This window comes from Amycolatopsis pigmentata, assembly GCF_042684065.1.
Classification (GTDB): domain Bacteria; phylum Actinomycetota; class Actinomycetes; order Mycobacteriales; family Pseudonocardiaceae; genus Amycolatopsis_E; species Amycolatopsis_E pigmentata.
Window position 1 is genome coordinate 488,004 of record NZ_JBHUKR010000011.1, and the last position, 23,164, is coordinate 511,167.

The 23,164-nt window shown below is 69.8% G+C and carries 22 protein-coding genes; 14 read left to right on the forward strand and 8 right to left on the reverse strand.

Annotation, left to right across the window (positions count from 1 at the left end; all coding sequences use genetic code 11):
* Nucleotides 1-25 precede the first annotated feature (25 nt).
* Entirely contained in the window at nucleotides 26-526 is a 501-nt protein-coding gene (locus ACFSXZ_RS24400; protein ID WP_378267459.1) for a MarR family winged helix-turn-helix transcriptional regulator, read from the reverse strand.
* A 78-nt stretch (nucleotides 527-604) separates the two neighbouring features.
* On the opposite strand from ACFSXZ_RS24400, the gene ACFSXZ_RS24405 reads away from it, so the two are divergent.
* Nucleotides 605-907: a thiamine-binding protein gene (locus tag ACFSXZ_RS24405; RefSeq protein ID WP_378267460.1), complete on the forward strand. Its 303-nt coding sequence runs from the start codon at nucleotides 605-607 to the stop codon at nucleotides 905-907.
* A 132-nt stretch (nucleotides 908-1,039) separates the two neighbouring features.
* Entirely contained in the window at nucleotides 1,040-1,945 is a 906-nt protein-coding gene (locus ACFSXZ_RS24410; protein WP_378267461.1) for a tetratricopeptide repeat protein, read from the forward strand.
* Here ACFSXZ_RS24410 and ACFSXZ_RS24415 read toward each other — a convergent pair whose 3' ends face one another.
* Together ACFSXZ_RS24415 and ACFSXZ_RS24420 are read right to left on the reverse strand one after the other, a co-directional pair.
* On the reverse strand, nucleotides 1,946-3,379 hold the full coding sequence (locus tag ACFSXZ_RS24415; protein ID WP_378267462.1) for a neutral zinc metallopeptidase: 1,434 nt from the start codon (nucleotides 3,377-3,379) through the stop codon (nucleotides 1,946-1,948).
* A 376-nt stretch (nucleotides 3,380-3,755) separates the two neighbouring features.
* Nucleotides 3,756-3,932: a hypothetical protein gene (locus ACFSXZ_RS24420; RefSeq protein WP_378267463.1), complete on the reverse strand. Its 177-nt coding sequence runs from the start codon at nucleotides 3,930-3,932 to the stop codon at nucleotides 3,756-3,758.
* Nucleotides 3,933-3,954: 22 nt separating this feature from the next.
* On the opposite strand from ACFSXZ_RS24420, the gene ACFSXZ_RS24425 reads away from it, so the two are divergent.
* Both ACFSXZ_RS24425 and glgP read left to right on the forward strand, forming a co-directional pair.
* Complete coding sequence (locus ACFSXZ_RS24425; protein ID WP_378267464.1) at nucleotides 3,955-4,488, forward strand: hypothetical protein; 534 nt, start codon at nucleotides 3,955-3,957, stop codon at nucleotides 4,486-4,488.
* A 51-nt stretch (nucleotides 4,489-4,539) separates the two neighbouring features.
* On the forward strand, nucleotides 4,540-7,101 hold the full coding sequence (gene glgP, locus ACFSXZ_RS24430; protein WP_378267465.1) for an alpha-glucan family phosphorylase: 2,562 nt from the start codon (nucleotides 4,540-4,542) through the stop codon (nucleotides 7,099-7,101).
* Between the two features lie 24 nt (nucleotides 7,102-7,125).
* On the opposite strand, the gene ACFSXZ_RS24435 is transcribed toward glgP, so the two are convergent.
* Nucleotides 7,126-8,055 carry an NAD(P)/FAD-dependent oxidoreductase gene (locus ACFSXZ_RS24435; RefSeq protein ID WP_378267466.1) on the reverse strand — a complete coding sequence of 310 codons (930 nt, stop codon included), beginning with the start codon at nucleotides 8,053-8,055 and terminating at the stop codon, nucleotides 7,126-7,128.
* A gap of 89 nt (nucleotides 8,056-8,144) precedes the next feature.
* Between ACFSXZ_RS24435 and ACFSXZ_RS24440 the strand changes: the two genes are divergently transcribed.
* The 6 genes from ACFSXZ_RS24440 (at nucleotide 8,145) to ACFSXZ_RS24465 (ending at nucleotide 13,811) form a co-directional block, all read left to right on the forward strand.
* Entirely contained in the window at nucleotides 8,145-9,074 is a 930-nt protein-coding gene (locus ACFSXZ_RS24440) for an AraC family transcriptional regulator (RefSeq protein ID WP_378267467.1), read from the forward strand.
* A 54-nt stretch (nucleotides 9,075-9,128) separates the two neighbouring features.
* The gene (locus ACFSXZ_RS24445; protein ID WP_378267468.1) at nucleotides 9,129-9,932 is read left to right on the forward strand and encodes an ABC transporter ATP-binding protein; all 804 of its coding nucleotides are present in this window, start codon (nucleotides 9,129-9,131) and stop codon (nucleotides 9,930-9,932) included.
* 38 nt (nucleotides 9,933-9,970) lie between these two features.
* Nucleotides 9,971-10,750 carry an enoyl-CoA hydratase/isomerase family protein gene (locus ACFSXZ_RS24450; RefSeq protein ID WP_378267469.1) on the forward strand — a complete coding sequence of 260 codons (780 nt, stop codon included), beginning with the start codon at nucleotides 9,971-9,973 and terminating at the stop codon, nucleotides 10,748-10,750.
* 4 nt (nucleotides 10,751-10,754) lie between these two features.
* The gene (locus ACFSXZ_RS24455; RefSeq protein WP_378267470.1) at nucleotides 10,755-11,738 is read left to right on the forward strand and encodes a class I SAM-dependent methyltransferase; all 984 of its coding nucleotides are present in this window, start codon (nucleotides 10,755-10,757) and stop codon (nucleotides 11,736-11,738) included.
* Nucleotides 11,735-12,898: a class I SAM-dependent methyltransferase gene (locus ACFSXZ_RS24460; RefSeq protein WP_378267603.1), complete on the forward strand. Its 1,164-nt coding sequence runs from the start codon at nucleotides 11,735-11,737 to the stop codon at nucleotides 12,896-12,898. Before ACFSXZ_RS24455 ends, ACFSXZ_RS24460 begins: the two co-directional genes overlap by 4 nt.
* Nucleotides 12,899-12,965: 67 nt before the next feature.
* Nucleotides 12,966-13,811, forward strand: coding sequence for an SAM-dependent methyltransferase (locus ACFSXZ_RS24465; RefSeq protein ID WP_378267471.1), 846 nt, complete (start codon nucleotides 12,966-12,968; stop codon nucleotides 13,809-13,811).
* A gap of 41 nt (nucleotides 13,812-13,852) precedes the next feature.
* Here ACFSXZ_RS24465 and ACFSXZ_RS24470 read toward each other — a convergent pair whose 3' ends face one another.
* Nucleotides 13,853-15,538, reverse strand: coding sequence for a serine/threonine-protein kinase (locus ACFSXZ_RS24470; protein ID WP_378267472.1), 1,686 nt, complete (start codon nucleotides 15,536-15,538; stop codon nucleotides 13,853-13,855).
* A gap of 547 nt (nucleotides 15,539-16,085) precedes the next feature.
* Here ACFSXZ_RS24470 and ACFSXZ_RS24475 point away from each other — a divergent pair.
* The 3 genes from ACFSXZ_RS24475 (at nucleotide 16,086) to ACFSXZ_RS24485 (ending at nucleotide 19,121) form a co-directional block, all read left to right on the forward strand.
* Entirely contained in the window at nucleotides 16,086-17,120 is a 1,035-nt protein-coding gene (locus ACFSXZ_RS24475) for a DivIVA domain-containing protein (protein ID WP_378267473.1), read from the forward strand.
* Nucleotides 17,121-17,226: 106 nt separating this feature from the next.
* The gene (locus tag ACFSXZ_RS24480; RefSeq protein WP_378267474.1) at nucleotides 17,227-17,688 is read left to right on the forward strand and encodes a MarR family winged helix-turn-helix transcriptional regulator; all 462 of its coding nucleotides are present in this window, start codon (nucleotides 17,227-17,229) and stop codon (nucleotides 17,686-17,688) included.
* 77 nt (nucleotides 17,689-17,765) lie between these two features.
* Nucleotides 17,766-19,121 (forward strand): FAD-binding oxidoreductase, encoded by a 1,356-nt coding sequence (locus ACFSXZ_RS24485; RefSeq protein ID WP_378267475.1) that lies wholly within the window; start codon nucleotides 17,766-17,768, stop codon nucleotides 19,119-19,121.
* An 18-nt stretch (nucleotides 19,122-19,139) separates the two neighbouring features.
* On the opposite strand, the gene ACFSXZ_RS24490 is transcribed toward ACFSXZ_RS24485, so the two are convergent.
* The 3 genes from ACFSXZ_RS24490 to ACFSXZ_RS24500 all read right to left on the reverse strand — a co-directional run bounded on the left by ACFSXZ_RS24490 (nucleotide 19,140) and on the right by ACFSXZ_RS24500 (nucleotide 22,794).
* Nucleotides 19,140-19,772, reverse strand: a complete 633-nt coding sequence (locus ACFSXZ_RS24490) for an NAD(P)H-binding protein (protein WP_378267476.1) — start codon at nucleotides 19,770-19,772, stop codon at nucleotides 19,140-19,142.
* 168 nt (nucleotides 19,773-19,940) lie between these two features.
* On the reverse strand, nucleotides 19,941-20,363 hold the full coding sequence (locus tag ACFSXZ_RS24495) for a DUF6401 family natural product biosynthesis protein (protein WP_378267477.1): 423 nt from the start codon (nucleotides 20,361-20,363) through the stop codon (nucleotides 19,941-19,943).
* A gap of 79 nt (nucleotides 20,364-20,442) precedes the next feature.
* Nucleotides 20,443-22,794 carry a Tex family protein gene (locus tag ACFSXZ_RS24500; RefSeq protein ID WP_378267478.1) on the reverse strand — a complete coding sequence of 784 codons (2,352 nt, stop codon included), beginning with the start codon at nucleotides 22,792-22,794 and terminating at the stop codon, nucleotides 20,443-20,445.
* A gap of 114 nt (nucleotides 22,795-22,908) precedes the next feature.
* Here ACFSXZ_RS24500 and ACFSXZ_RS24505 point away from each other — a divergent pair, with 114 nt between their 5' ends.
* The gene (locus ACFSXZ_RS24505) at nucleotides 22,909-23,160 is read left to right on the forward strand and encodes a hypothetical protein (protein ID WP_378267479.1); all 252 of its coding nucleotides are present in this window, start codon (nucleotides 22,909-22,911) and stop codon (nucleotides 23,158-23,160) included.
* The last annotated feature ends 4 nt before the right edge of the window (nucleotides 23,161-23,164 follow it).

Here is a 23,164-nt window from a genome sequence, read left to right on the forward strand (position 1 = left end):
GCCCTTCTGGTCGTGGGCGCGGGGCTCAGTCGTCGAAGTCGCCGGCGGTCCGGCGGACCTTGGTGAGCAGGTCGGTCAGCGTCTCGGTCTGCTTGGCGGTGAGCCCGACGAGCCCGAAGTCGATGGCCGTGACGGCCTTGGTCGCCACCGCCCGCCGTGCCCGGCCCTCCTCGGTGATCTCCACCAGGGTGGTCCGCCGGTCGGTCGGGTGCGGCACCCGTTTGACCAGTCCGTCCTTCTCCAGCCGGTCGACGATGTTGGTCACGCTGGTGGGGTGCAGCTGAAGCCGTTCCCCCATCACCCGCATCGGCAGGCTCGCCCGCCGCGCGAAGGTCAGCAGCACCAGTGCCTCATAGCGGGCGAACGTCAGCCCGTGCGGTTTGAGCGCACCGTCCACGGCGGACTGGATGATCTGCTGCACGCGCATGATCCCGGTCACCGCGGCCATCGTGCCGGACGGGCCGATCCGGTCCTCCCACAACTGGGCGGCACGAGCGATGGGGTCGAACGGGAGCGGGCGGTTCATGGTTGCCGAAGCTACCAGCGGGTACTCGCGAAGTGGCAGGGTGTGCCTCAACAAGCAACAGGCTCCTCGGAGGCACGAATGATCGTGGCGTTCAGCGTCAGCCCGTCGGGTGGCGACCCCGACGGCGGGGTGAGTGAGGCGGTCGCGCGGGCCGTCAAGGTGGTGCGGGATTCCGGCCTGCCGAATTCCACCAACGCGATGTTCACCAATATCGAAGGCTCGTGGGACGAGGTGATGGAGGTCGTCAAACGCGCCGTCGAAGCCGCGGGTGAGGGCTCGCCCCGCGTGAGCCTGGTCCTCAAGGCCGACATCCGGCCCGGTTACGACTCCGGCCAGATCGAGGCGAAGGTGGAGCGGGTGGAGCGGCACCTCGGCGCATGACACGCGTTGTGCCGACTCGCGGCGGAAGCAGCATGACCTGGCGGCGCAAAGGGCACGCGCCACGCCCGGCGAAGGTCGTGCCAGGATGGAAGGGTGACGAATCCACGCGGATCAGCAGCGAAGTCAGCAGCCATGTCCGCCGCGCTGTCCGGCGCGGTCGACCTGTCCGCGCTGAAGGCACGCGCGGACGCGGCGCGGCAACAGCAGTCGCGGCCCTCGCAGGCGACCTCCTCCGGTGACGCCACCGGTAACGTGATCGACGTCACCGAGGCGGATTTCCAGGCCGAGGTCGTCGAACGATCTCTGAACCAGCTCGTCGTCGTCGACCTGTGGGCCGACTGGTGCGGGCCGTGCAAGCAGCTCAGCCCGGTCCTGGAGAGGCTCGCCGGCGAGTCGGGCGGGGCCTGGATGCTCGCCAAGATCGATGTGGACGCGAACCCGCGCATCGCGCAGCTCTTCGGGGTGCAGTCGATCCCGACGGTGGTCGCGATCGCCGGTGGCCAGCCGGTCGACGCCTTCTCCGGCGCGCTGCCGGAGCCGGAGATCAAGAAGTGGCTGAACTCGCTGCTCGACGCCCTGAAGGACAAGCTGCCCGGGATACCGGATGCCGGTCCCGTCGAAGAGCCCGAGGACCCTCGGTTCACCGAGGCGGAAGCCGCGTTCGAACGTGGCGACTACGCCGACGCCGAGGCCGCCTACCAGCGGATTCTCGACGCCGAACCAGCCAACGCGCTGGCACAGGCGGCGCTGGCGCAGGTTCGGTTCGCGGCCAGGGCCGCCGTCGCCGACCCCGCCGCGGTCGCCCGCGCCGACGCCGACCCGTCCGATCTGGATGCCCAGCTCGCGGCGGCGGACTTCGAGATCGCGCAGAACAAGGTGGAGGACGGGTTCGGCCGGCTGCTCTCGACGGTCCGTCGCACCGCCGGAGCCGACCGCAACCGCGTACGCGAGCACCTGGTCGGTCTCTTCGAGCTGTTCGACCCCGCGGACGAGCGCGTCGCCAAGGCCCGCCGCGACCTCGCGAGCGCCCTCTTCTGATCAGCCGTACTGGGTACTGCAGGGGCCCGACCCCTGCAGGTACCCGATGCGCATGGCCTCGACGCGGGTGAACCCGGCGTCCACGCGCCTGCCGTTGACGTCCGACGCGATCAGGCTTTCCGGCCGCAGCAGGTCGGAGATCGCCTCGTCCAGGTCACCGGCGGACAGCCGGAGATCGCGCGTCGATTTCGAGGTCGCCGCAGCCCAGGCGCCGACGAGACAGGCGGTGCGCAGCCCGGCGTTCGGGTTGGTCAGTGAGGCGCCGACCCCTCTCTCGATGCCCAGCGCGTACCGCGAAGCGACCTCGGACAGGGCCGCGAAGTCGCCGTGCCCACCGCTGTCTTCGCCGTTGAACTCCGCCTCCTGGTCGACCGGCCTGCCGAGCGCGGCCAGGGTGCGCAGGTCGATGCTGACCGTGTTGCTCGCCGGGCAGTAGGACGCCGGGGGCGTGGACGGGCTGTCGGGGCAGCGGCCGCCGGTGGCGACGATCGAGGGTGCCGGCACCTTCGCCCCCGCGAACGAGTCGTTCAAGCTGGCTTGGAGGGCGCTGATCGTCGCGTCGTTGATCGGCACGTCGCCCTTGTTGCGGTCCGTGGGGTCGAACGGCCGCTCGGTCAGCCGCGGCTGGATGGTGGCCAGGGTCAGCGCCGCGCAGTCCTTCGGCGACTTCTCGAAGCCGAGCTGGAAGGCGAAGATCCGGTCGAAGGCGGTGCCGTGCGCCTGGCTGTCGGTCGCCGAGGTACCGGCGCTGTCCCGCACCAGGAACAGCGAGGAGAGCGCCGCGTTGAGGCCGTCGGAGGTGGAGACGGCGAAGTAGCGGCTCTTGCCCTCGACCACCCAGCGGAAGTAGTTGCCCGCGAAGCAGTCCGCCTGTTGTTCCTTGACGATGGTCGGTGTGTTGCCGCTGATGCCGGCCTTGTCCCTGAGCCGGAACTGCACCGCGTGCCCGAATTCGTGGGCCAGCACGGTGACCACCGACAGCGGCCCGAACTGCTGGATCATGTTCGGCAGCAGCACCCCGCGGTCCCAGCTCACCGAATCGTCGCGACCGCAGTAGAAGGCGTTCACGTTGCGCCGGGTGTCCCCGCAGGCGTTCTTCTGGTTCGGCCCGTTCGATTCGTAGGACAGCAGTCTGGTGACGGGCTCGAACCGGATCCCGAAGTCGTCGGGCAGGCGGTCGCTCCAGTAGTCCTCGACATCGGCGATCGTGGCCGTGGCGACCTTGTCGGAGTCGTCGCCGGAGAGGTTGGTGACGTTCAGGTCGGGCTTGGGCGCGTTCGCCTTGAGCCCGCTGGCGAAATGGGTGATCGGCAGCCCGTCGACGGTGGTCGCCGCGGTGCCCCGCGCGTCGTCGCCCGTGCAGGCCGTCAAGCCCAGGACCAGTGCTCCGGCGACCGCCGCGACCAAGAGACGTGCGGTCCCCCCAGGCTTCATGCGTACCCCCGACCAACGCTGTAGATCCGGACACCGGCACCGGAACCTTACCGAGTTGGTGGCCGTGCGTGTGGTGAGTTCCTTGGGTACGCACCCCCGACGCCCTCGATGCGAAGGTCGTGCGGTGCCGCCCCTCGACGGCATCGCACGGGCTCTACTTCCGGTGTTTCAAAGGCGCGCGATCGGATTCGCGTAGACGGGCCGTGGCTCTCGAAGCACCGTCACTTTCCGCAGGCAGGCGCCCCGCCTCCGAAAATCCGAAGCCTTCGGCGCTCGCGCGCGCCTACTCACCTCATGCGGAACCCCGGGCTTCTGAAGCACGCACTAGTAGACCGTGCGCGGTGGCACCTGGCCTGCCCGGAACACCGCCTCCGGGTCATAGCGGTCGGCGAGGGCGGACAGCCGCCAGCGTCTGCGGCTCATACGACTGGGCGAGCCGTTCCACGCCGGTACCCGCCGCGTAGTTCGGCAGCACCGAGCCGGTGGACCAGGCCGACATCGCGGTCATCACGCCTTCGGCGTGCGTGCGCACCGCGTCGGCTATCGGCGGCACCAGGGCTCCGATCGTCGCCAGGTTGAACGCCGCGTCGCGGTGGCACAAAGCGCTGGGGTGGCGCGGTTCCCTGGCGAGCGCGCCCCCGAACTGGCGGATCTCGACGATCGCCTGCGGCGAGCCGGAACCGGGACCCGCGACGGCCAGCAGGGCGTCCACCGCTTCGCCGGCTTCGGCCCTGTGGATCAGCGCGAAGGTCGCGCTCGACCGGGGTGATCTCGCGACCGCGGCCGAGCGCGCGCGGGCGGCGGTCGCGGTGCACCGGGGTGGTGACGTCACCTCGACGCTGACCGGAATCCACCTGATGGCCGGCATCCTCGATGCCGCGGGCCGTCACCGCGAGGCCGCCACCCTGCTCGGCGGCTGTGACGCGATCTGCGACCAGATCGGGTTCTTCCCGGAACGCATGGACCCGGCGGACGCGCCCCGGGTGGTGGCGGGCCTGCGCGAACGGCTCAGCGGACCGGAATTCGCCGAGGCCTACGCGGCGGGACGCGGCCTCGGACTGGCGGATGTGATCGAGAAGATCGGCGCGAGCGAACCGGTGCGGCGTTGATCGCATCGCTGACCGGTTCGGAAAGACTGCCTGGCGCTATGGTCGATCGTTATGAGAGCGATCCGCCGGTTCACCGTCCGGGCGAGTCTTCCGGAACCGCTCGCGGGTTTGCGCGCGCTGGCGACCAACCTGCGCTGGACATGGCATCCGCCCACCCGCGATCTGTTCGCGTCGATGGACGACGAACTGTTCCGCCGTGTCCGGGACCCGTTGCGGATGCTTCTCGCCGTCCCGTCGACGCGGCTCGAGGAACTGGCGGGTGACGAGGGATTCCTGGCCAGGGCACGCGCGGCGACCGATGACCTCGATCGGTACCTGACCGAGGAACGCTGGTACCAGCGGCGCCCCGACGCGGCGGACGCGCCCGCCGCCATCGGGTACTTCTCGCTCGAATTCGGCGTGCACGAAGCGCTGCCGAACTACTCGGGTGGCCTCGGCGTGCTCGCCGGCGACCACCTCAAGGCCGCTTCGGATCTCGGGGTTCCCGTGATCGGTGTCGGCCCGCTGTACCGGTCGGGCTATTTCCGCCAGGCGCTGTCCCTGGACGGCTGGCAGGTCGAGCACTACCCGGTGATCGACCCGAGCGGGCTGCCACTGGAACGCCTCACCGAACCCGACGGGCAGCCGGTGCTGGTGCGCGTGGCCATGCCGAGGAACAGGCAACTGACCGCGCAGGTGTGGAAGGCGCGGGTGGGCCGGGTTCCGTTGCTGCTGCTGGACACCGACATCGACGCCAACGACGAGGACCTGCGCCGGGTCACCGATCGTCTCTACGGCGGCGACGCCGATCACCGCATCCGCCAGGAGATCCTGGCCGGGATCGGCGGGATGCGCGCGGTGCGGCGCTACTGCGAGCTCACCGGCCATCCGCAGCCGGAGGTGTTCCACACCAACGAGGGGCACGCGGGTTTCCTCGGCCTGGAACGCGCGCGCGAGATCATCGACGGGAACGGCGTCGGCTTCGACGAGGTGCTCGCCGCGGTGCGTGCGGGCACCGTGTTCACCACGCACACGCCGGTTTCGGCGGGCATCGACCGGTTCCCGGTGGATCTGGTGCAGCACTATTTCGGTGACGGGCGTCTCCTGCCCGGCCTCGACCTGCGGCGGATTCTCGCGCTGGGCGCCGAGGACAACCCGGGCATGTTCAACATGGCGCACATGGGTCTCCGGCTCGCCCAGCGGGCGAACGGGGTCTCGGCGCTGCACGGCCGGGTCACCCGGCGCATGTTTTGCCGGCTGTGGCCCGGTTTCGACGCTGACGAGGTGCCGATCACCTCGGTCACCAACGGCGTTCACGGACCGACCTGGGTGGCACGCGAACTGACCGCGCTCCTCGGCGGGAAGGACATGAAGAACTCCTCCTGGGACGCCCCCGACGCCTCCGCCATGCCCGTGCCGAGCCGAAGGGGTGTCAGCGACGAGCGGCTGTGGGCGGTGCGGCGCGACCTTCGTCAGAAACTCGTCGCCGAGGTGCGCCGCCGCCTGCGTGACTCCTGGTCGCAGCGGGGGGCCTCGGCGCTGGAACTCGGCTGGGTCGACGGGGTCTTCGACCCGGACGTGCTGACCGTCGGGTTCGCGCGCCGCGTGCCCACCTACAAGCGGCTGACGCTGATGCTGCGTGATCCCGAGCGGTTGCGCGCGCTGCTGCTCGACGACGACCGGCCGCTCCAGATCGTCGTCGCGGGGAAGTCGCATCCGGCCGACGAGGGCGGCAAGGCGCTGATCCAGCAGATGGTGCGGTTCGCCGACGACCCGGCGATCCGGCGCCGCCTGGTGTTCCTGCCCGACTACGACATGTCGATGGCCCGCTACCTTTATCGCGGATGTGATGTGTGGCTGAACAACCCGACCAGGCCGTTGGAGGCGTGCGGTACCTCGGGCATGAAGTCGGCGCTCAACGGTGGGCTGAACCTGTCCATCCGGGACGGCTGGTGGGACGAGTGCTACGACGGCAGCAACGGCTGGGCGATCCCCACCGCGGACGGCATCTCCGACCCGCTCCGCCGCGACGAACTGGAGGCCGCGGCGCTCTACGACCTGCTCGGCCAGCAGATCGCGCCGCTGTTCTACGACCGTGACGCCGCCGGCGTGCCGAAGGGCTGGATGTCACGGGTGTGGCACACGCTGGACACCCTCGGCCCGCGTGTGCAGGCGTCGCGCATGGTCGCCGAGTACGTGGAAAACTGCTACCAGCCGGCGGCGCGCACGGTGGCCGAGGCTTCGCGGGACTCCTACGCGGGCGCCAAGTCACTGGCCGGGTACCGGACGCGGATCGACACCGTGTGGCGCAAGATCCGCATTCTGGACACCGAGCTGACCGTCGAGCCCCCGGAGGATCTGGTGGTGGGCAACGAGGTCCGGGTGCGGGCGCACCTCGACCTTGCCGGGCTGGATCCGTCCGAAGTGGAGGTTCAGGCGGTGGTCGGCAGGGTCGCCGACACCGACGATCTGCACGAACCCGTCGCCATGCCGATGACGCCCGCGGGCGAAGGCGAGTTCGGTGCGGTCCTGAAGCTGCCGCACGCGGGTTCGCTCGGTTACACCGTGCGCATCCTGCCGCGCCACCCGCTGCTCGCGAGCCCGGCCGAACTAGGCCTCGTCATCCACGCCTGAGGGAGGCGGCGGTGTTCATGTTCATCAGGCGGTGGCCAGACTCACCACAGCGCTCGCGCCGGCCAGATGGCCCGACGCGACCGCGGCGGCCACCGACGGCGGGACGGTGGTCGCCGCGTCGCCCGCCGCGTAAAGCCCGGGAACATCGGTCCGGCACATCGCGTCCACCCGGATCGCCTCGACGCTGAGCATCTCGTCCGGTTCGATCAGGGACGCGCCGAGGTCCTTGGCGAGCGAAGACCGTTGCAGCAGCGTCGTTTTGACCAGTAGGGCGCCGACGGCCAGTTCATCGCCGTCGGCGAAGACGACGGTCCGCAGTTCGGTCCCCGGCCCGTCGAGGGCGGCGATCGGCCGTTCGTCCCACGCCACCCCGCCCGCGGCCAGTCGCTCTCGCTGCTGAGCGGTCAGCTCGCCGCCGTTGGTCACCAAGGTGACCCGATCGCTCCAGGCGCGGAGGTTCAAGGCTCCGTGCACACCCACCGCTCCCTGCGCCAGGACGGCCATCGGGCGATCGGCGACCTCCCAGCCGTGACAGAACGGGCAATGGAAAACCGAGTCACCCCAGCGGTCGGCGAGGCCGGGCACGGGCGGGTGGCGGTAGTCCATGCCGGTCGCCAGGATCAGGCTTCTCGCTCGCTCGCGGCGACCGTCCCCGCACGTGACGGTGAAGGTTTCGTCGTCGTTGCCGGCCCCGTCGATCACTTCGGCCCGGCGCGTTTCGACGGCCGGATATGCCGCCAGTTCCCGCTGCCCGGCCGCATAGTATTCGGCGGGGGAGCGCCGGTCATGTCCGAGCAGGCCACCTATGCCGGTGGTGACGAGGTTGCTCTGCCGCGCGGCGTCGATCAGGAGGGTGGTCCGCCGGCCCCGGCCGAGGGTGAGCGCGGCGCTCAGCCCGGCGGCGCCCCCGCCGATCACGATGCAGTCCCACAGCGTGGCCTTGTCTTCGCTCATGGTCAGCGACTCAACCAGTCGCCGACCGGGCGAGGCCATATCCGATTGTCGCGACCCCATACGAATCTGTGCCCAGTAGCCTCTTTTCGGTGGACGTGATCAGCCAGGCGATCAACAGCGTGCGGGTGGGCCGGGGAACCGTCCGGAAGTTCCGGCAGTCCGGTCGCTGGGGCATGCGGTATTCCGGCCTGACGGGCAGCGGCTTTCATTTCGTCCTGCGAGGCGACGGCTGGCTTCTCGCGCCGGACGCGCCGCCGAAGGCACTGCGGAGCGGCGATGTCGTCCTGATCCCGTCCGGAGCCGACCATGGGCTCAGTCATGCCCCCGGGGCGTTCGGCGAGTTGCCGCTGGTGCGGCTGGGTGTGGAGCAACCCGCGTCCGGTCCGGCCGACTTCGAGTTCCTCTGCGGTGCCTACCGGCTGGACCGGGGCCAGGTGCACCCCTACCTCACGGCCATGCCCGGCTTGCTCGTGGTGTCACCGGACTACGGCCGGGACCCGAAGCTGCGGTCGCTGGCCAGCCTGCTCGCCGACGAGTCAGCGGACCAGGAGGGCACCGCGGTGACCTGGCCGGCGCTGCTCGACCTGATGCTCGTGCACGTCCTGCGCCAGTGGCTTTCGGACACGATTCCGGCGGACCGGCCGGACATCGCGGACCCGGCGATCGCCGCCGTGCTGCGCACGATCCACGACAGTCCGAGCGAGCCGTGGACGGTGTCGCGACTCGCGGAAACCGTGGGCTTGTCCCGCACCGCCCTGACCAAGCGCTTCACGGCGCTGGTCGGCAAGCCACCGATGACCTACCTGACCGACTGGCGGCTCAACTGTGCCGCACGCCTGCTACGCGAGACCGACGCACCGCTGGCCGCGGTCGCCCGCCAGGTCGGCTACTCGAGCGAGTTCGCCTTCGCCGGGGCGTTCCGTCGTGCGTACGGCATGCCACCCGGCCGGTTCCGGGTCGCGAAAGGACGACCGGCGCACCAGACCGCCGGATCGGTGTCCGTAAAGCCCGCACAGTGATTTCTCACCTATAGGCACGGGGCGGCGAGACACGAGCGTGGGCGACTGGACACAATGGGGCCCGTGACTGACCTGGACGACCTCGTGGTGCGGATGTCGGGTGTCGCGGTTCGCCGTGGCCGCAACGAGTTGCTGGCCGACCTCGACTGGAACGTCGAGCTGGACGAGCGGTGGGTGGTGCTCGGAGCGAACGGGGCCGGCAAGACCACCCTGCTCCGGCTGGCGGCGGCCGAGCTGTTTCCCACCGCGGGCACGGTGGACCTGCTCGGCGAGCGCCTGGGCAAGGTGAGCGTCTTCGAACTCCGGCCGCGCATCGGGTTCACCAGCGCCGCGCTCGGCAGCCGTGTGCCGGGCGACGAGCAGGTGCGCGACGTCGTGGTGAGCGCCGGGTACGCGGTGGTCGGCCGCTGGCGGGAGGCCTACGACAAACTCGATCTCGATCGTGCCGGGGAGCTTCTCGCCGCGATGGGCATCGCTCATCTGGCGGAGCGGACCTTCGGCACGCTGTCGGAGGGGGAACGCAAGCGCACGCTGATCGCCCGCGCGCTGATGACCGACCCCGAGATGCTGCTGCTCGACGAGCCCGCCGCAGGGCTGGACCTGGGCGGCCGCGAGGACCTGGTCGCCAGGCTGTCCGCGCTCGCGATGGATCCCGACGCGCCGGCGATGGTCCTGGTCACCCACCACGTCGAAGAGATCCCGCCCGGGTTCACCCACGCGTTGCTGCTGCGCGACGGGCGAGCGGTCGCCTCAGGGCTGCTCGACGACGTGCTCACCGCGGAGAACCTGTCCAAGACCTTCGATCAGGACCTGGTGCTGGAACGCTCCGGCGATCGTTTCTTCGCACGTCGCCGGTAAGGTGGCGGCTAAGTTACCGGTGAGTTGAGGAGGACTGCGTGGGCGAGTTCGTACGGCTGGAAGTCGACTCCGGTATCGGCACGATCCGGCTGGAACGGCCACCGGTCAACGCCATCAACGCCCAGGTCACCGCCGAGCTGGCCGAAGCGGCGAAGGAGGCGTCCGAGCGGTCGGACGTGCGGGCCGTGATCCTCTACGGCGGCGAGAAGACGTTCTGCGGCGGCGCGGACGTCAAGGAGATGGCCTCCCGTTCCTACGTCGAGATGCGCCGGTTCGGCACCGGCTTGCAAACCACCATGGCCGAGGTCGCGGCCATCCCGAAGCCGACCGTCGCCGCGATCACCGGTTACGCGCTCGGCGGGGGCCTGGAACTCGCGCTCACGGCCGACCGGCGGGTGGCGGGTGACAACGTGAAGGTGGGCCAGCCGGAGATCCTGCTCGGCATCATCCCCGGCGCGGGCGGTACCCAGCGGCTCGCGCGGCTGATCGGGCCCGCCAAGGCGAAGGACCTGATCTACACCGGGCGGTTCGCCGACGCTCGGGAAGCGCTTTCTCTCGGCCTGGTGGACGAGGTCGTGGGCGCGGACGACGTCTACGCGGCCGCGCTCGCCTGGGCCTCGAAGTTCGCCGAGGGTCCGGCGGTCGCCCTCGCGCACGCGAAGGCCGCGATCGACGGCGGGCTGGACATCGACCTCGCCGGCGGACTGAAGCTGGAGACGCACCTGTTCACCGCGTTGTGGGCGACCGAAGACCAGAAGAACGGCATGCGGTCGTTCGTCGAGAACGGGCCGGGCAAGGCCACTTTCGAAGGGAAGTAACCCCATGACGGATGCAGCGATTGATCCGCCGCCCAACCCGCACGCGAGCGCCGAAGAGGTCCAGGCGGCCTACCGCGATCCCAAGCTGGCCAACGTGCTCTATCACGACTGGGAGGCCGGCACCTACGACGAGAAGTGGTCGATCTCCTACGACGAGCGCTGCGTCTCCTACGCGACCGATGTGTTCACCGCGGTGGCGGGCGAGGAGGGCCGTCCGTACCCGACCGCGATGGAACTGGGCAGCGGCACCGGTTTCTTCCTGCTCAACCTGATGCAGGGCGGGGTGATCAAGAAGGGCTCGGTCACCGACCTTTCGCCGGGCATGGTCCAGGTGGCGCTCCGCAACGCCGAAAAGCTGGGTCTGGACGTGGACGGCCGGGTGGCCGACGCGGAGCGGATTCCTTACCCGGACAACAGCTTCGACCTGGTCGTCGGGCACGCCGTGCTGCACCACATCCCGGACGTGGAGGCGGCCTTCCGCGAGGTGCTGCGGGTGCTCAAGCCGGGTGGCCGCTTCGTGTTCGCCGGTGAACCGACCAAGATCGGCGACTTCTACGCCCGCCGTCTCGGCCGGATCACCTGGTGGCTCGCCACGAACGCCACCCGGTTGCCGGGGCTGTCGTCGTGGCGCCGCCCGCAGGAGGAACTGGATTCCTCGTCGCGGGCGGCGGCGCTGGAAGCCGTGGTCGACATCCACACCTTCGACCCGTCCGACCTGGAGCGGATGGCGCGGAACGCGGGTGCGCGGGCGGTCAGGGCGGTCACCGAGGAGTTCGCCGCGGCGCTGGCGGGCTGGCCGATCCGCACCTTCGAGGCCGCGGTACCGCCGGAGAAGCTGACCGTGCGGTGGCGGTTGTTCGCCTACCACCTGTGGCTGCGGCTGTCCGCGCTGGACCGGAAGGTGCTGGCCAGGGTCCTGCCGCGCGAGCTGTTCTACAACGTCATGATCACCGGCACCAAACCGGAGGCGGCCGGGGAGGGCGCCTGAGCTACTCGTTCTCTCTGTCCGACGTCGCGTTTCTCGCCTCGGCCGCCGGGGAACGCGCCTTGGCCGAGTGCGACGCGCTCGCGCTGACCGACGCGACCCGGATCGCCGACGTCGAAGCCGCCCGCCGGCTGGCCGGAGCAAGGTCGGCGGCCGTGCTGGAAACCGTGCTGCTGCGCCGGAAGGCGGTGTCCAAACTGGACTCCGCCGGCCGGTGGCTGTTCACCGGTGACGCGCTTCAGCAGGCGAGCGCGTCGCCGGTCGCGCGGCATCGGGCGAAGCGGCTGGCCGGGCGGGACGTGCACGACGTGACGTGCTCGATCGGCGCCGACACGGCCGAGGCGGCCAAGGTCGCGCGGCGCTGTCTGGGGTCCGATGTGGACAGTGTCCGGCTGGCGATGGCCCGGCACAACTGTCCCGGCGTCACGCTGGTGCGCGCGGACGCGCTGCACCCGGTGAGCCGGGGCACCGTCGTGGTGGCGGACCCGGCTCGCCGTGATGGGGCCGGGCGACGAACCTGGAACCCGAAGGATTTCGTGCCGCCGCTGAACAGCCTCGCCGAGGTGTACGCGGGGCGTGACCTCGTGGTCAAGTGCTCGCCCGGCCTCGACCGCGCGGCCGTGAGCTGGGCCCGGGAGGTCGAACTGGTGTCGCTGGACGGCCAGGTGCGCGAAGCCTGTCTGTGGACGGGCGGGCTCGCCACGGCCGGGCGACGGGCGAGCGTGCTGCGTTCGGACGGCTCGGCGTGGACGATCACCGACGAGGAACCGGACGAAATCGCCGTGGCCGCGCCGGGCGAGTGGATCATCGATCCGGACGGTGCGGTGGTCCGGGCCGGTCTGGTCCGGCACTACGGCGCACGGCACGGCCTGTGGCAACTCGACGAGCGGATCGCCTACCTGACCGGGAACTCGCCGCCGCCCGGAGTGCGCGCGTTCCAGGTGCTGGAACACGGCCCCTACCGAGAAAAGGACCTGAGGGCCCTCATCCGGCGTCGCGAGGTGGGCAGGCTGGAGATCCTGATTCGCGGACTCGACGTGGATCCGGACGCGCTGCGCCGGCGTCTCAAGCCGCGCGGGCCCGTCGAGGCTACCGTCGTGCTGACGCGGATCGGCCGGTCTCCGCACGCGTTTTTCTGCAGCTCAAGTCTGTCTCATATGTGAGACGAGACTCTTTCGTTGTCACTGATAACCTGATAGTCAGCTCGCCAACGGCAGACAGGGGGCACACGTGAGTGGGCCACAACGCGTCACGAGGGCGCTGACGGGCGTCGATCTGGATCACGCGGATGCCGGCCGGGTCGTCGATTACTACCTGGGTGGTACCTCTAACTGGGCTATCGACCGTATCCTCGGTGACCAGCTGTCCGATGTCGCGCCGTCGATCAAGGCCGGGGCGAGAGCGGGCCGGGAGTTCTTCGAACGCGCCCTGCGGTACTGCCTGCGCACGGGCTACACCCAGTTCCTCGATCTCGGGTCCGGCGTGTCCACCGTGCCCCTGGTGCACGAGATCGCCAACGAGATGGACATCGAAAGCCGCTGCGTCTACGTCGACCGCGACCCGGTCGCGGTCGCGCACGCGCAGGTGGTGCTGGAAGAGCGCGAGGAACCGGAGCGCTACGACGTCGTCCACGAAGACCTGCGCAACGTCACCGAGGTCTGGAACGCCGCGATGTCCAGCGGAGTGCTGGACTCGGACCGCCCGATCGCGCTGCTCATGGTGTCGATCCTGCACTTCCTGGCCCCGGACGACGAGGTTTCCCGGGTGATCAGGACCTACCGTCGCGTGCTGCCCGCCGGCTCTTCGCTGGTCATGTCGCACTGCACGGTCGACGGGGCGCCGGCCCGGGAACGCGAGCAGTTCCACAAGGGCATGGAGATCTTCGCCCATTCCGGAAACGCGCTGTACACGCGCTCGCCGGAAGACCTGCGGTCGTACTTCGGGGATTTCGAACTCGTCGAGCCCGGGGTGGTCTGGGCCCCGGAATGGCGGCCCGAAGAGGGGCCGTCCGCTCCGGTGCTCGCCCGGCGGCCGGAAGCTTCCTGCCTGCTCGGCGGCATCGGCATCAAGCCTTAGCGGCCCCGGCTACCGGCCGCGGCCGGTAGCCGGAAGCCCGCTCATCCGACGATGGTGTACCCCACCGGGGGATCGCTGTTGATCAGCGGCTGGCCGTTGGTCACGATCATGCCGAGTTGATGGGTCTCCCGGTAGCGCTGGCCGCCCTTGGTGTATTCGAAGGTGACCGTGACCGAGTCGGGGCCGGTCTGCGCCGGGCCGCTCACCACGACCAGATTGCTGATCGGGCTCCAGTACTTGACGTACTCCTCCTTGCCGATCCGCTGAATGCCGGGACCCAGTTTGGTCCAGCCCAGATCGAGGTTGCCCGGAATGATCTGGTAGTACTCGCTCACCGCTTCCACCAGCGAGATCGGGCCTTTCGGGCCGCCGGGCGGCGGCCCGGCGGGCTCGCCGGTGGATGCCGGGGGTGCCGCGATGACCGTGGTCGTGACGTAGGTGGTCGCCGGGTTCGGGCCGGCGGAGCTGCTTTGCGGCGATGAGGCAGGTGGTGGCGCGGTCGTCGCCGGGGCCGAGGTGGGCGGCGCGGCACTGCCGCCGTTGTCCTTACCATTCAACAGGAAGGCCGTGACCACCCCCGCCACCGCCAGCACCACCAGCGCGAGCGCCACCGCCAGCACGCGGTTGTTCCGGCTCGGCGCGGGCTCCGGCGACGACACCTTGGCCAGCGCCTGGGCGGCCTCGGCCATCGTGGGGCGGTCGGCCGGGTTGAGCTGCATCATGTGCGTCAGCACGGGCGTGAGGGGCCCCGCCTTCGTCGGCGCGGTGAACCGCCCGGCGGCCGCCGCGTAGAGCACGGCCATCTGGTTGTCCGAGTCCCCGTAAGGGAATCGCCCCTCGACGGTGGTGTAGAGCGTGGCGCCCAGGGAAAACACATCGGACGCTTGGCTCGGCGCCTCACCTCGGGCGGCTTCGGGGGCCAGGAACGCGGGCGTGCCCGCGAACCGGCCGCTGCCGGTCAGCGTTCCGTCGTCGGCCGCACGGGAGATACCGAAGTCGGTGATCTTCGTGGTGCCGTTGGCACCGATGAGAATGTTCCCGGGCTTGACGTCGCGGTGGACGATCCCGGCCTCGTGGGCGGCGGCGAGCGCCGAGGCCGCCTCGGCGCCGATCCGGGCCACCTCGTCCGGCGGCAGGGACCCGCGCTCGGCCACCACCTCGGCCAGGCTCTGGGATTCCAGGTATTCCATCACCAGCACCGGTTTGCCGTCGTCCTCGACGACGTTGAACACCGAGATGGCATGCCGGTGCTGCAGACGCGCGGCCAACCGCGCCTCGCGTTGCGAGCGTTTTCGCGCGGTCTCGGCTTCCTCCGCGCTGAGGGTCGGCGGGAGCAGAAGTTCCTTCAGCGCAACGGTTCTGTCGAGCAGTTCGTCGTGCGCGAGATAGACCACGCCCATCGCGCCGCCGCCGATTCTGCGCCGGAGCCGGTAGCGGCCGGCGATCAGACGTCCCTTCGCGGCCTCTTCGGGAGTCTCGCCGACGGGCATCGTGGTCCGCTCGTCTGTCTCGCCGGATTCATCGGACTCGTCTGTCTCGTCGGCCTTGGCAGACTCGCCGGACTCATCAGACTCCTCGCTCTTGGCGGACTCGTCGGACTCGTCGACGGGCATGGTGGTCCGCTCGTCAGTCTCGTCAGACCCGTCGGCGGGCATGGTGGTCCGCTCGTCCGAGTCCGGCTGGTCGCGGCTTTCAGACGTTTCATCGGCTGCTCTGTCACCGGTCACCTGCTTAAGGCTACGGGTTGATCAGGCGAGCACGAGGCCGCCCCAACCATTGCCCGGCCCGCCGGAGGTAGCGGCCGTGCGACACGCAGCGTGGGCTTCGGCGCGTCAGCTTCTCCTGTTTGGACCACCGATATGGGGGAGGCCGTTCACGCCACGTGGCAGTCGAGAGAGCCGGGTACTTGACTTGAGTCGTAATGGCCATATGTTTACGCGGCAATGGTGCACGACGATCGTCACGACAGCGGCCCGCCTCGACGGAAATGTCACTTGGCGGAAATTGGTCTTGCCGGGGTGACGCTGCCCAGACGCTCGTGGCGCATGCTGACATGCGTAAACGCGAGACGACGCCGATGGTGCCACACCGGGAAATTACCTGGACGAGTCAATGCTGGTGGACGGCGAGCGATGGGTGGAGCATGCTTGCCGTCATCGGGCTTTCCCGTGAAGGTCCACAAAGGACTGTCCGGTGGGCGGGCGCGAGCCGTGGCCTGCGCCGGGTCAGGCCGGAGTCCGCGCAGGTCGCCGATGAACGCAGGAGGAGCTGAGGATGGTGCCGGTGGACGCTCGTGACGACATCGTTCCCCTCCGAACGGATTTCGACCGCACCTGGCGCGGGTACGACATGCGCCAGGTGCGGGAATACGTCCTCAGCGTCGAGGCCGACCTGCGCCTGGTGATCTCCGACCGCGACGCCGCGGCGGCCAGCGCCGAGGACCTCGCACGGCAACTCGAAGACCTGCGCAGCGAGAACGACCGGTTGCGCGAGAAGATCGACCGGATCGCCCGCACCCCGATCGAGGCGGACGGGCTGTCCGAGCGGCTGTTGCGCATGGTGGAACTGGCCGAGGACGAGGCCGCCGAGATCACCGAACGGGCCAGGGCGTCGGCCGAGCGGAGCTGGGCCGCCGCGGAGAAGTCGAGCCGCAGGCTGCGGGAACGGCACGAGCGCATGGTCACCGAGCTGGACGGGCGGCGCAAGGAGATGGCCGCCGAGCACGAAGAGCTGATGGCCCGCACCCGCGCCGAGGTCGAGATGATGACCAAGCAGGCCACGCAGAACCGGCGCAAGCTCGAGGAACAGGCGGCGCGGCGGCGCGAGCAGATCGAGAGCGACTTCGCCCACGCGATGGCCAGGCGCCGGACCAGCGTCCTGGAGAAGATCGCCGAACAGGAGCGGATGGCCAAGGAGAGCGCCGAGCGGATGGTCGCCGAGGCGGCCACCAAGGCGGCCGCGATGATCGAGGAAGCGCAGGTCAAGGCCGACGTCCTGGCGGACCTGCGGCGCCGCACGGCCCAACAGTTGCAGACCACCCACAAAATGCTGGCCGATCTCGCCCCGCTGTTGTCCGAACCATTCCCGGTGCCCGAGCAGCGCGACAAGGTCGGCGAGGGCAGGCCGGACGACGCGAAGGCCACCAAGGAAGGTGCTCAGGCGGCGGAGGCGGTGGCCGGCAACCTGTCGGAGGACGCCGAGACGCCGGGAGAAGGCAAGGCCGGCAAGGGCCGGAAGACACCGAGCAAGGGAAAGCCCGTCGAGTCCGGCAACGGACAGGGCCCGCGAAGCGAGCCCGTGGCAGGCTGATCCTCCTCGGATCGGTAACCCGGGCGAGTACACTCTCCGTACACCGTGGGGTGGCAGAACGTGCGCATGGCGCGCGGCTTCCGCCGCGATGGTTACTGTTGACGGTGTGCCATATCGGGAGCGCAGCGTACAGCGAGAGGACTATGTCCCCGCGTACCTGAGCCTGATCTCCAACGCGCTGTCCTGGGGCGGGTCGCGGGTCTTCCTGCGCCGTTTCGGGGTGGGCATCAACGAGTGGCGTGTAGCCTCCGCCCTCGTCAACGAGCCCGGCAGCACCGCGGCCCAGGTCGGCTCGATGCTCGGACTGAACAAGTCGGTGGTCAGCCGGACCATCCGCATTCTCTCCGAACGGCAGTTCCTCGTCATCGACACCACCGGCGGCGGCCGGACGCTCCATCTCACCGAGGCGGGCCACGAACTGCACGACCAGCTGATGGACGTCGCGCTCCAGCGTGAGCGGCTGTTGCTCTCGGGGTTCACCGCGGACGAGAAGGTGCGGCTGCTCGACCTGCTGCGCCGCATGTACGAGAACGTTCCCGCGATGAACGCCTACGATCCCGCCGGGTGACCAGGGTTACCGGGACGCCCTGTCCCACCCTGCGAACAACGATCTTTACCCCGGATCGGGTGACGTACCGTGAATCCGTGGACATCGACGGGCTCGACGAAGAGTTCATCACGACCGATCCGGATGTACTGGAGGCCTACCGGTTCGACCAGGCGGGCCTGTGCCCGGCCGGAAAGCCGGTCGCCCTGGCCCGGCCTCGCCACACGGACGAGGTCGTCCGGATCCTGGCCTACGCCCACGAGCATCGCGTTCCCGTGGTGCCGCAGGGCGCGCGCACGGGACTGTCCGGTGGTGCCAACGCGGTCGACGGCGCCATCCTGCTGTCACTGGAACGGATGAACCGCATCCTCGCCATCGACGAGGTCAACCACACCGCGACCGTTCAGCCCGGCGTGGTCAACTCCGTGCTTTCGGCGGCGGTCGCGGAAAAGAACCTGTTCTACCCGCCGGATCCGGGCTCGTGGGAGTCGTCCACCATCGGCGGGAACGTGGCCACCAACGCCGGCGGCCTCTGCTGCGTGAAGTACGGCGTGACCAGCGACTTCGTGCGTGCGCTCGAAGTCGTGCTGGCGGACGGACGGGTGTTGCGCACCGGCACCGCCACGGCCAAGGGGGTCGCCGGCTACGACCTGGCGCGGTTGTTCACCGGCTCGGAAGGCACGCTCGGCGTGATCACCGAGGTGACGCTCGCCCTGCGCCCGGCCGCCGAGAAGCCGCTTACCGCCATCGGGTTCTTTCCCTCGCCCGCTTCGGCCTGCACCGCGGTCACCGAATATCTGAGCACGGGAGCGCGACCGTCCATTCTGGAGTTCATGGACAAGGTGTCGGTCGACGCCGTTTCCGCCTACCGTGACCTCGGCTTCCCACCGGACGTCGGCGCCGTGCTGATCGCCCAGTCCGACCGAGGACCGCACCAGGCGGCGGCCGACCTCGAAGCGTTCGCGGACGCGGCCCGGGCCTGCGGGGCGACCGAGGTGATCGTGGCGACCGACCAGGCCGAGTCCGATCTGCTGATCGAGGCCCGGCGGCTGGTCGGGGTCGCGATGGAACGGCTCGGCGAGCGGCTGGTCGACGACGTGTGCGTGCCGCGGTCCCGCCTGGCCGAGCTGATCGAGGGAGTCGCCGCGATCTCGGCCGAGTACGACGTGCTCATCCCGTGCGCCGGGCACGCCGGAGACGGCAACATTCACCCCAACGTGGCCTTCGACCGTGCCGACCCGGATTCGGTGCGGCGCGGGCAGGCGGCGTTCGACGCGATCATGGACCTCGGGCTCCGGCTCGGCGGCACGATCACCGGCGAGCACGGCGTGGGCACGCTCAAGCGCTCGTGGCTGGAGACCGAGCTGGGCGAGGTCGGGGTGTCCGTGCACCAGGCCGTCAAACGGGCCTTCGACCCGCACGGAATCCTCAACCCGGGCAAGGTCGTCCGGTAGCGGAAAGCGTTTTCTGCGCTAGGGCTCGGGATCCGGCGCGAGTGAGGCGAAGAGCGTCGGCCAGTCGGGCTTGCCCGAGTCGGCGTCGTCGTAGAGTTCGAACGTCTTGCCCGAGGCCGATGGATCGAACAACGCGGCCACCACCGCGTCGGCCACGGCCTCACGGCTGATCCGGCCATCGCCCGTGTCACCCTGTTCGACGCGGACGCCATCGGTCGGCAGGTTGTGCAGCCAGCTCGGTCGCACGATCGTGTACTGCGCGCCGCTTTCCCGCAGGGCCTTCTCGCCACGGGCACGCGCCTCGATGCGCTCCGCCATGTCGGGATGGCGGGCGCTCCGGGTCAGGTAGATCTGTGAAACGAGGACGACCGGAATGTCCTCGCGGGCCGCGATGGCCGCGAGTTCGGCGACGCCCCGGTGCATCACCGCCTCGGCCGCTGCCGAATCCTTCGGCGGCTCGACGACGATCACGATGCCGTCCGCGCCCGCGAACACCGCCGCGTCCGGCGCCCGCGCCAGATCGAACTTCACCGCCGAATCACCTTCGGCGGTGCGGCCCGCCACGACGGCACGATGGCCGTCGCTCGTCAATCGCTCGGTGATCAGCCGCCCGGTCCGCCCGGCGCCGCCGACCACGACAAAAGAACTCATCGGTCCCTCCCCGACAAATCGATGTCGATCAGGATGGACCGGGGCGAGAGCGAGGTCAAATCAGGCAGGGAGGACGAACTCGCTTGCCCGGAGCCGGATTCGCACCGTCCACAGGGGACTGACCGGGTAGGCGCGCGCCGGAGGCGGTGCAATCGAGGGATTTCCGCGCTACCGGACTTTCTTGGCCACGCCGGCGGAAACCGGCCGGAGCGCCGAGGCGGCGCGCGAAAGCTTCGGGCCGTGCGGTTCGGCGGCGGCCAGCCGGTAGCAGGCGAGCAGACGCAGGCCGGTCCACTCGTGCCGGGTCCAGCCGGTGGCGTCCCCGGGCGGGAGCCGGTCGGCGCGTTCGGCTTCCGTCCAGACATCGTGGGCGTGGGCGGCGATCAGCACCAGGGCGCTCGCCCGGTCGGACCGTTCGACCATTTCGTCCTCGACCCGGACCGCGTCCCGGACGGCCGAGGAGTGGTCTTCGAACACCGGCCAGAGCGCGGGCTCGGCGGTCAGGGCCCGCCAGCCGGGTTCGAGCCGGCCGGCGATGCCCTGTAGCCACCGCCGCGCTGAGCGGTCTGCCAATAAGTCGGCCCAGTGCACCCCTCGATGATGCTGCGTTGTACTCCTGTAGCGCTACCCGGGGTCACCTGTCCGGCTCAATGCCCTTCTTCAGGAAGAGTCACCGACCGTAACCCGCGCGGCGCAGGGCGTCGGCGAGAGCGCCGCCGCCGGAGCCGCCGGAGCCGCCCGAGTCGCGACGGCGGGACTGACCACCGCCCTTGCGCTGGCCCTGGCCCTTTCCACGACCGCCGTCACCGGGGCCTCCCTGCGACTTGCCGGCCCCGGGTTCGTCGTCGAGGCGCAGGGTGAGCGAGATCCGCTTGCGCGGGATGTCCACCTCGAGCACCTTGACCTTGACGATGTCCCCGGGTTTGACCACGTCACGCGGGTCCTTGACGAAGTTCTTCGACATCGCCGAGACGTGCACGAGCCCATCCTGGTGGACCCCGACGTCCACGAAGGCCCCGAACGCGGCCACGTTGGTCACCACGCCCTCCAGCCGCATGCCCGGCTTGAGGTCGGCGATCTTCTCGACCCCTTCGGCGAAGGTGGCGGTCTTGAACGCCGGGCGCGGGTCGCGGCCCGGTTTCTCCAGCTCGGTGAGGATGTCGGTGACCGTGGGCAGCCCGAAGGTCTCGTCGACGAACTCCTGCGGCTTCAGGCGCGTGAGCACCCGGGTGTTGCCGATCAGCCCGCGCAGGTCGTTGCCGGTCGCCGACAGGATCCGCCGCACCACCGGGTACGCCTCGGGGTGGACGCTGGAGGAGTCGAGCGGGTCGTCCCCCTCACGGATACGGAGGAACCCGGCGCACTGCTCGAACGCCTTCGGACCCAGGCGCGGCACCTGCTTGAGCAGTTCGCGGGAACGGAACGGGCCGTGCTCGTCGCGGTGGCTGACGATGTTCTCGGCGAGCCCGGCGGTGATCCCGGAGACCCGGGTCAGCAGCGGAGCCGAAGCGGTGTTCACGTCCACGCCGACCGCGTTCACGCAGTCCTCGACGACGGCGTCGAGCGAGCGGGACAGGGACACCTCGGACACGTCGTGCTGGTACTGCCCGACCCCGATCGACTTCGGGTCGATCTTGACCAGTTCGGCCAGCGGGTCCTGGAGCCTGCGGGCGATCGACACGGCCCCGCGAAGCGAAACGTCGAGGTTGGGAAGCTCCTGCGACGCGAAGGCCGAAGCCGAATAAACCGAAGCGCCCGCTTCCGACACCACGGCCTTGGTCAGTTTCAGCTCGGGGTGCTTCGCGATCAGCTCACCGGCGAGCTTGTCGGTCTCGCGGGACGCGGTGCCGTTGCCGATCGCGATCAGATCGACCTTGTGCTGCGCGGCCAGCTTCGCGAGTTCGGCGATCGAGGCGTCCCACCGGTTCTGCGGCTGGTGCGGGTAGATGGTGTGGGTGGCGACCACCTTGCCGGTCGCGTCCACCACGGCGACCTTGACGCCGGTGCGGAAGCCCGGGTCGAGGCCCATCGTGGCCCGGGTGCCCGCCGGGGCGGCCAGCAGCAGGTCACGCAGGTTGGCGGCGAACACGCGCACCGCGTCGTCCTCGGCCGCCTGGCGCAGCCGCAACCGCAGGTCGATGCCCAGGTGCAGGAGGATTTTGGTGCGCCAGGCCCAGCGGACCGTGTCGAGCAGCCACTTGTCGGCCGGGCGGCCGGCGTCGGCGATGCCGAACCGCTCCGCGATCCGCCGCTCGTAGTCGCTCGGGCCGGTCCGCGGCTCGTCGCTCGGCTCCTCGGGCTCGATGGTGAGGTCGAGGACCTCTTCCTTCTCCCCGCGGAACATCGCCAGCACGCGGTGTGACGGCATCTTCGTGAACGGCTCGGAGAAGTCGAAATAGTCGGAGAATTTGGCGCCGTCGGTTTCCTTGCCGGCGCGGACCTTCGCGGTCAGCCTGCCCTGCGACCACATCTTCTCGCGCAGCTCACCGATGAGGTCGGCGTCCTCGCCGAACCGCTCGACCAGGATCGCCCGCGCGCCGTCGAGCGCGGCCTGGGGATCGGCGACGCCCTTTTCGGCGTCCACGAAGACCGCCGCGGCGGCCAGCGGCTCGGTGTTCGGGTCGCCCAGCAGGCCGTCCGCCAGCGGTTCCAGCCCGGCCTCGCGGGCGATCTGCGCCTTCGTGCGCCGCTTGGGCTTGTAGGGCAGGTAGATGTCTTCCAGGCGGGCCTTGGTGTCCGCGGCCAGGATCTGCTCTTTCAGCTCGTCGGTGAGCTTGCCCTGGCCTTCGATCGACTCCAGCACCGCGGCCCGGCGCTCGTCGAGTTCACGCAGGTAGCGGAGCCGTTCCTCGAGCGCGCGCAGTTGCGCGTCGTCGAGCATGCCGGTCACTTCCTTGCGGTAGCGCGCGATGAAGGGCACGGTCGACCCGTTGTCGAGTAGGTCGATGGCGGCCCGGACCTGGCCCTCGCGCACACCGAGTTCCTCGGCGATCCTTCGCTCGATCGACTGAACGCCTTCCACTGATTCACTCCCTGCTCGAAGTCGGCCTGTGCATTGTCCACGTGGCCTTGTTCAGTAACCAAAAGGGGTCGGTGAGCGACTGGTCAGTATCTGCAGGCGGCCGGACAGGTGGGCATGGGTTCCGAGGTGGCGATGCGCTCGGTGCGGATCACGACGCACCGCCGCCGGGTGACCGTGGAGGAGCCCGGCGGCGAGTGCCTTTCGCTGTCGTATCCCGGCGTGCTGCTCGTCGGCTACGAAGACGGCCGGAAGGCCTACGAAAGGTGGGTGCCCTTCGGCGCCGACGAGTCGGAGTCCGATGACGAAAAACTCATCGAGGCGCTTCAGGACGCCCTCTGCTGGCAGAACCGCGAGAAGGACTCCTGAGGCG